Below are 6,480 nucleotides of genomic sequence, written 5' to 3'. Positions count from 1 at the left end.
CAGCAGGTGCCTTCCTGGCAGGTCTTCAGCACCGACAGTGCCCGGGTGGGCGATCCGGGCCACAATCTCGTCGGGCAGAACTGGTCGGGCGATCCCGCCGGCGGCTCCGCCGGCAAATCATGACCAACTACCTCCTGAGCGATTGGGCTGCAGTCGACCAGCGATAGAAACGCTATTCGGCCGGCTCAGCGGAAGTCTCCGGCGTAGCATCGCCCGTCTTCGCCTGCTGCTTGGCAACCCAGGCGCTGTGGTGCTCCTTGGCCCAATTCAGATCCACTGTGCCGGACACCATGGCTTCGTAGGCGCCTTCCATGCCGAGCGTGCCGATATAGATGTGGGCGATGATGACGGCGATCAGGAGGACGCCTACGACCGCATGAACATACTGGGCCGTCTGCATGCCGTTGATATCGGCGAAGGAGAATGGGAACAGCATGTAGATGCCGGACACCGACAAGGCAATTCCGCCCAGCAGGACCGCCCAGAAGATAAGCTTCTGTCCTGTGTTGAAGCGTGCCGCCGGCGGGTGCGTCCGGTTCGACTTGTCGAAGAATCCGCCGCCGACCTTCAGCCAGTTGGCATCGTAGCGGTCGGGCAGGTTGTCCCAGACCCAGGCGACCAGCATAACAAGTACGCCCAGCATGAATGCCCAGGCGACGAAGTCATGCGCGTATTTCGCCCAAAACGACCATGCCGAGAACGCGTCCGGTCCGATCAGCGGCATCAGCAGGCGTTTGCCGAATACGAGATTCAAGCCGGTAACGGCCAGGATGATGAACGCTGTGGCAGTCGTCCAATGGGCAAGCCGTTCGATGGCGTTGAAGCGCAGGATCCTGACGCCTGATTCACCCGCCGCGACGCGGATGCGGCCTCTGACGAAATAGAACAGCGCCAGCACGACCAGCATGCCGAGGATCGCAATGCCGCCGATCCAGGGCAGCGCGCGCTCATGGAAGCCCTGGTAGTCGCGGCCCTGCGGCTGCTGCAGCGTGGCGGCCTTGCCGTCCGGTATGGTGACGCGGCCCCGGATTTTGTTGAGTTCATCGAGAAGTTGCCGCTCGCTGACAGCCTGGGCGGTCGGGTTGTTTCCTGAACCGGCGTCCTGCGCCCTGGCCGGAACAACAAGCAGGCCGAGAGCCAGAATGAGTGCGGCGGCCGCCGGGGAAATCAGTCGACCAAGGCTCGAGATACGCATTTGCTCGGTCCTCCTGAGCTTGTTTGTCTGCGCGAACCAATCGGCACCGCGATGAACTATACCTCAATTGTCTCCCGATAGGCCGTCTGCCACCCCCACGCACCGGAGCCGTAGCCGCGCTGCGTCACGCGTTCCTTGTAGATCGCAGCGATGATCTCGCCGTCGCCGGCCAGCAGCGACTTGGTCGAGCACATCTCGGCGCAAAGCGGCAGCTTGCCTTCGGCCAGCCGGTTGGCGCCATATTTTGCATATTCGGCCTCGGTCGAGTCCGGCTCCGGACCGGCCGCGCAGAACGTGCACTTGTCCATCTTGCCGCGCGATCCGAAATTGCCGACGCGCGGGTATTGCGGCGCGCCGAACGGACAGGCGTAGAAGCAATAGCCACAGCCGATGCACAAATCCTTAGAGTGCAGCACCACCGCGTCGGCAGTCGTATAGAAGCATGCGACGGGGCACACCGCCGCGCACGGGGCGTCGGTGCAATGCATGCAGGCCATCGAGACGGAGCGCTCGCCGGGCTTGCCGTCATGGATCGTGACGACGCGGCGGCGGTTAATGCCCCAAGGCACATCGTGCTCGTTCTTGCAGGCGGTGACGCAAGCGTTGCACTCAATGCAGCGATCGGCGTCGCAGAGGAACTTCATCCTGGCCATTTTCCGCACCTCCCTGTTACGCCATCGCGATCTGGCACAACGTGACTTTCGGCTCCTGCATGCCCGTTACCGGGTCATAGCCGTAGGTGGTGATGCTGTTTGCGCTTTCACCGAGCACATAGGGATCGGCGCCTTCGGGGTAGTTGGCCCGCAGGGTCTCACCCTGGAACCAGCCGCCGAAGTGGAAAGGCATGAACGCTACTCCCCTGCCAACACGCTCGGTCACCAAAGCCTTCACCCGCGCTTTGGAATCGTTCTCCGCGCCGGTCACCCACACCCAGACGCCGTCGCCAATGCCGCGGGCGGCTGCGTCCGCGGGATTGATTTCGACGAACATCTCCTGCTGCAACTCGGCCAACCACCGGTTTGAGCGGGTTTCCTCGCCGCCGCCTTCATATTCGACCAGGCGACCGGTCGTCAGGATGATCGGGAAGGATTTCGCGACGCCCTTGTCCACCGCCGCCTTCTGAACGCTGAAGCCGATATTCGGCAAACGGAACTGCTTGGCGTCAGGATAGGTCGGATATTTTGCGACTAGGTCCACCCTGGAGGTATAGATCGGCTCACGATGGATCGGCACCGGGTCGGGCAAGTTCCAGGCGACAGCCCTGGCCTTTCCGTTTCCGTAGGGGTGACAGCCGTGGCTGAGCACGACGCGCTGGATGCCGCCCGACAGGTCGGTCGACCACGAGACCTTGCCGATGTCACCCATATCATCGCCGATCGTCTGGATGACTTTGAGTTCCTCCGCACTCAAGTCCTTGTCCCAGCCGAGCTTTTGCAGCACCGCCATCGTGAATTCCGGATAGCCGTCGGTCAGTTCCGAGCCTTGCGTGTAGGAGCCTTCGGCAAGAAGCGTCTCGCCGTTACGCTCCACACCGAAACGGGCCCGGAAGGGACTGCCGCCATCCATTACATGCAGGTCGGTGCTGTAAAGGTTGGCCGTGCCAGGATGGCGTATTTCCGGCTTGCCCCAGCATGGCCAGGGCAGGCCGTAATAGTCGCCGCCGACCTCCGGATCGTCCTTCGGCGCGCGTAGCGTCACAAGATCAAACTTGTGCTGGTTTTTCATATGCGCCTTGAGGCGCTCCGGCGATTGACCGCAGTAGCCGGTCGACCAGCTTCCGCGGTTCATCTCACGCAGTACGTCCTCCGGTTGCGGCCGGTCACCCTCGACCGCGATGTTCTTGAACATCCAGTCGGCAAGGCCGAGCTTCTTCGCGAGCAGGTAGATGACCTGATAGTCGTCCTTCTGCTCGAAGCTCGGCTTAACGATCTGCTCGCCCCACTGCAGAGATCGGTTGGAGGCGACGCGCGAGCCGGAAGTCTCGAATTGCGTACAGACCGGCAGCAGATAGACGTTTTCCTTGCGCCCGGCCTGAACTGCCAGCGATGCCCAGGTCGTCGGGTGCGGATCGGCAACGACGAGCAGTTCGAGGCCGGCCAGGCCCTTCATTGATTCCGGTATGCGTGTGATGCTGTTGCTGGCGTGGCCCTGGACGAACATCGCCCGCAGTCTGTCACGCTGCTGAATGTCCTCCTTGGGGAGCACGACCCCATCGAACCATCGGGTCAGCGGGATACCGGGTGTCTCCATCGCCTCCTTGGAGTCGAACCGGCGCAGAAGGTCGTCGTATGGAATTTGCCAGACTCGCGACCAATGCTTCCAGGCGCCCTCCGTCAGACCATAGTAAAAGGGCAGGGTCACCACATCCAATCCAATGTCGGTCGCGCCCTGCACGTTGTCATGTCCACGGAAGATGTTGGCGCCGGTGCCCGGCTTGCCAACATTGCCCGTGGCGAGGCACAAGATGCAGCTGGCGCGCACGTTGGCTGTTCCGGTCGTGTGGTGGGTCTGCCCCATGCACCAGATTATCGTCGATGGCTTTTGCGTGGCGAACATCTCGGCGATGCGCTTCATCTGCTCGCCAGGCACACCAGTGATGCGCTCGACCTCGTCGGGCGGATATTTCGCCACCTCCTTGCGGACTTCGTCCATCCCGTAAACGCGCTGGGCTATGAATTCCTTGTCCTCCAACCATTCTCGAAAATGTGCCAGAGCAAGCCCCACAGCACCGCGATGTCGGTGCCAGACCGAATGCGAGCAAACTCGGTGGCATGCGCGGCCGTACGGGTGAACCGCGGATCCATCACGATGAAGTTGGACTTGTTGAGTTCCTTGCCTTCGAGCAGATGCTGCATGGCGACTGGATGTGCTTCGGCAGGGTTCCCACCCAGCACTATGAGCGTCTTGGAATTGCGGATGTCGTTGAAGGAATTGGTCATCGCGCCGTAGCCCCAGGTATTGGCCACGCCCGAAACCGTCGTCGAATGGCAGATCCTCGCCTGGTGGTCCTGGTTATTGGTTCCCCACAGGGCCGCAAGCTTGCGGAAGAGGTAAGTCCCCTCGTTGGAGAACTTCGCCGATCCCATCCAGTAGGCCGACTCCGGTCCGGACTTCTCACGAATGTCGAGAAGCTTGTCGCCGATCCCATTGATGGCGTCATCCCAGGAGATGCGCTCCCACTTGCCGCCGGAAAGCCTCACGGGGTATTTCAGGCGGCGGTCGCTATGTACCAGCTCGCGCACGCTTGCGCCCTTGGCGCAATGCGAGCCTCGATTGATGGGGCTGTCCCACGATGGCTCCTGTCCGGTCCACACGCCGTTCTGGACTTCCGCCGTGACCGTGCAGCCGACAGCGCAATGTGTGCAGACACTTTTCTTCAACTCGGTCGGCACTCCCGGCTGCGGCGGGCTGATCGCCGCGGCTTTGCTTACCGTGCCGAACTGAAACGAGCTGAGCGCGGCTATTCCGCCAACTGCGAGGCCGGAGCGGCGGAGGAATGTCCGTCGGTCGAATGGAGCCGAATCCGTGCCAGCAAGGAGGCTTTGCAGTCTTGTGCGGCTTGCCTGTCCGCTTTTGCGCTTCGTCAGCATGGCGGCCTCACTTCTTTTCAGGGTAGCGGTTCACGCGGTAATAGGCCTTGATGTGATCGGTTTCCCGGTAGCGGGCCCGCATCTCGTCTTCACCGGGGTCATAGGCTTGCGCTTCGCGCGGAGCCAGTGCCGCCGCCGCAACGGCGGTGGTGGAGGCGCCGCCGAACGCCCGGAGGAAGCTGCGCCGGCTCAGTCCCGTCGATCGCTCCTCCTGCATTGCAACCTCCATCTGTCAGGGGCATCCGGCCCGCTTGCATTTCCTATGCGCTTCGCCGCGTCTCCATGGCAAAGGCTTCAGTTTCGATGTCGATAAAGGTTCGACCGGCCACGCCGACCGATCGGTAGAATTTCGCCGTTTTTGCGCTTTCCAGATCGCCAAAGAAACGTCCGGCCCATGGCGCGAGGTGCCGTTCGAAGAAAGCCTGCTCTTCGCCGGCCGCCACCTCGAAATGATTGCTGGCAAAGCCGCTCATGATCTCGCAGAGCGTTCCGAGATGATCCTCCGGGTCGCAGTGGCCGGCGGCTCGCTCCATGCCCAGGCGCATCATGTCCTGGCGCAGGCGGGCGAGTGGCCGTTCGTTGAGAAAGCCCGTGAGATAGTAGGAAGCGTAGGGAAGAAGCTCTCCGCGTCCCACGCCGATGAAAAGTTCGAAATATTCGCGATTGATATCATCCGCGCAGGTGCAGGCCGCTGCCCGGCCCAAGGCAGCGTGAGCGCGACCGAGCGGCGTGTCGCTGCTGTCTTGCAGGCGGGCAAGCCGGGTCAGGAAGCCGCTATCGGGTGGCTTGAGCAATAGCAACGCGAAGAGGGCATATTCGTCGGCGCGGGCTTGATCGATATCGTCAAGATCAGCGCCATCGAAATCGATGATTGAAGCATCCGCTCCATCCGACGATCCATACGCCTGGTCCAGGGGCAAGTCCGGGTTCATCGTGTGACCTTGACCGTGCTTCCGAGATTAGGTCAGCGATTGTAGCCCCACCCCGAACGATTGCAACAGCAGTCTGACGAATTCGTGCGGCTGGTCTAGTAGCAAGTCGGTGTTGGTCGTGTGACCTTGATCGTGGGCCCCTGATTGGGTGAGCTATCGTGGCTCTGCGCTACGGGTGCAGCAGGTCCCGGCGTCAGCGCGGGATCGCTCTGCCGTGGCGCGGCCGGGAGAGGACCTCGGTACTTCGCGAGGGCGGAGAGACAGGGCCCGCGTCCGCCGCCTCTATCTCACCTGCTCCGTCAACTGGCGACCTCACCTCGGTAGGCTCGACGGTCTGGGCTTCTGGCGCATCGGTATCAGCTTCGCCAACTGGCGGCGTATTCTCCGGCCATTGGGCGTGCGCTTCGCCGGGCGCCCGGGCGGGCCAAGGCCGGGGAATTGCGGCTGTTTCCCGCTCATTCGCTTCGATGGGTAAAGCCATCTTTGATAGAAAGCTGACGACTGCTTCCTTCGCGTCGAGCGGGCCGAACCCTGCCATCGAACCCGCCTGGTTGAAGTCCCAGGCGTATTCAGAGGGACCGACATAATCGCGAATTGCCGGATCGAGAGACCACATCCTGCGCGTCGCGGCGCTCCTCAGCGCCGCAGGGACGCCTTTTCTCAAGAAGGCCGTAATGTCGCTTTCAGGCGTCAGGTCCTCGACGCGGGGGAGGGGCTCGGCGGGTCCGTCTGGTTCGTCTTTCGTCGATCCCGCATCCTGAGC

5 protein-coding genes and 1 pseudogene are annotated in these 6,480 nt (G+C 62.2%); all 6 read right to left on the bottom strand.

Annotation, left to right across the window (positions count from 1 at the left end; genetic code table 11):
• Positions 1-172 precede the first annotated feature (172 nt).
• The gene (locus tag EN949_RS31595) at positions 173-1,195 is read right to left on the bottom strand and encodes a formate dehydrogenase subunit gamma (protein WP_127367326.1); all 1,023 of its coding nucleotides are present in this window, start codon (positions 1,193-1,195) and stop codon (positions 173-175) included.
• Between the two features lie 56 nt (positions 1,196-1,251).
• Entirely contained in the window at positions 1,252-1,848 is a 597-nt protein-coding gene (gene fdh3B / locus EN949_RS31590; RefSeq protein ID WP_064994234.1) for a formate dehydrogenase FDH3 subunit beta, read from the bottom strand.
• Between the two features lie 16 nt (positions 1,849-1,864).
• Positions 1,865-4,785 (bottom strand): annotated as a pseudogene (locus tag EN949_RS37175) (formate dehydrogenase subunit alpha).
• Positions 4,786-4,792: 7 nt separating this feature from the next.
• Positions 4,793-5,002, bottom strand: coding sequence for a formate dehydrogenase (locus EN949_RS31580; protein WP_127367122.1), 210 nt, complete (start codon positions 5,000-5,002; stop codon positions 4,793-4,795).
• 43 nt (positions 5,003-5,045) lie between these two features.
• Positions 5,046-5,717 (bottom strand): molecular chaperone TorD family protein, encoded by a 672-nt coding sequence (locus tag EN949_RS31575; RefSeq protein WP_127367123.1) that lies wholly within the window; start codon positions 5,715-5,717, stop codon positions 5,046-5,048.
• Between the two features lie 193 nt (positions 5,718-5,910).
• The coding region (locus EN949_RS31570; RefSeq protein ID WP_164782599.1) for a DUF3306 domain-containing protein at positions 5,911-6,480 on the bottom strand (570 nt) is incomplete at its 5' end.

This window comes from Mesorhizobium sp. M7A.F.Ca.US.007.01.2.1 (assembly GCF_003998165.1).
Classification (GTDB): Bacteria; Pseudomonadota; Alphaproteobacteria; order Rhizobiales; family Rhizobiaceae; genus Mesorhizobium; species Mesorhizobium ciceri.
This window is presented reverse-complemented; position numbering and strand designations above follow the sequence as displayed.

Coding starts and splice junctions, on each gene's coding strand:
- EN949_RS31595 (WP_127367326.1), bottom strand. CDS start 1,195: ATGCGTATCTCGAGCCTTGGTCGACTGATTTCCCCGGCGGCCGCCGCA.
- fdh3B (WP_064994234.1), bottom strand. CDS start 1,848: ATGGCCAGGATGAAGTTCCTCTGCGACGCCGATCGCTGCATTGAGTGC.
- EN949_RS31580 (WP_127367122.1), bottom strand. CDS start 5,002: ATGCAGGAGGAGCGATCGACGGGACTGAGCCGGCGCAGCTTCCTCCGG.
- EN949_RS31575 (WP_127367123.1), bottom strand. CDS start 5,717: ATGAACCCGGACTTGCCCCTGGACCAGGCGTATGGATCGTCGGATGGA.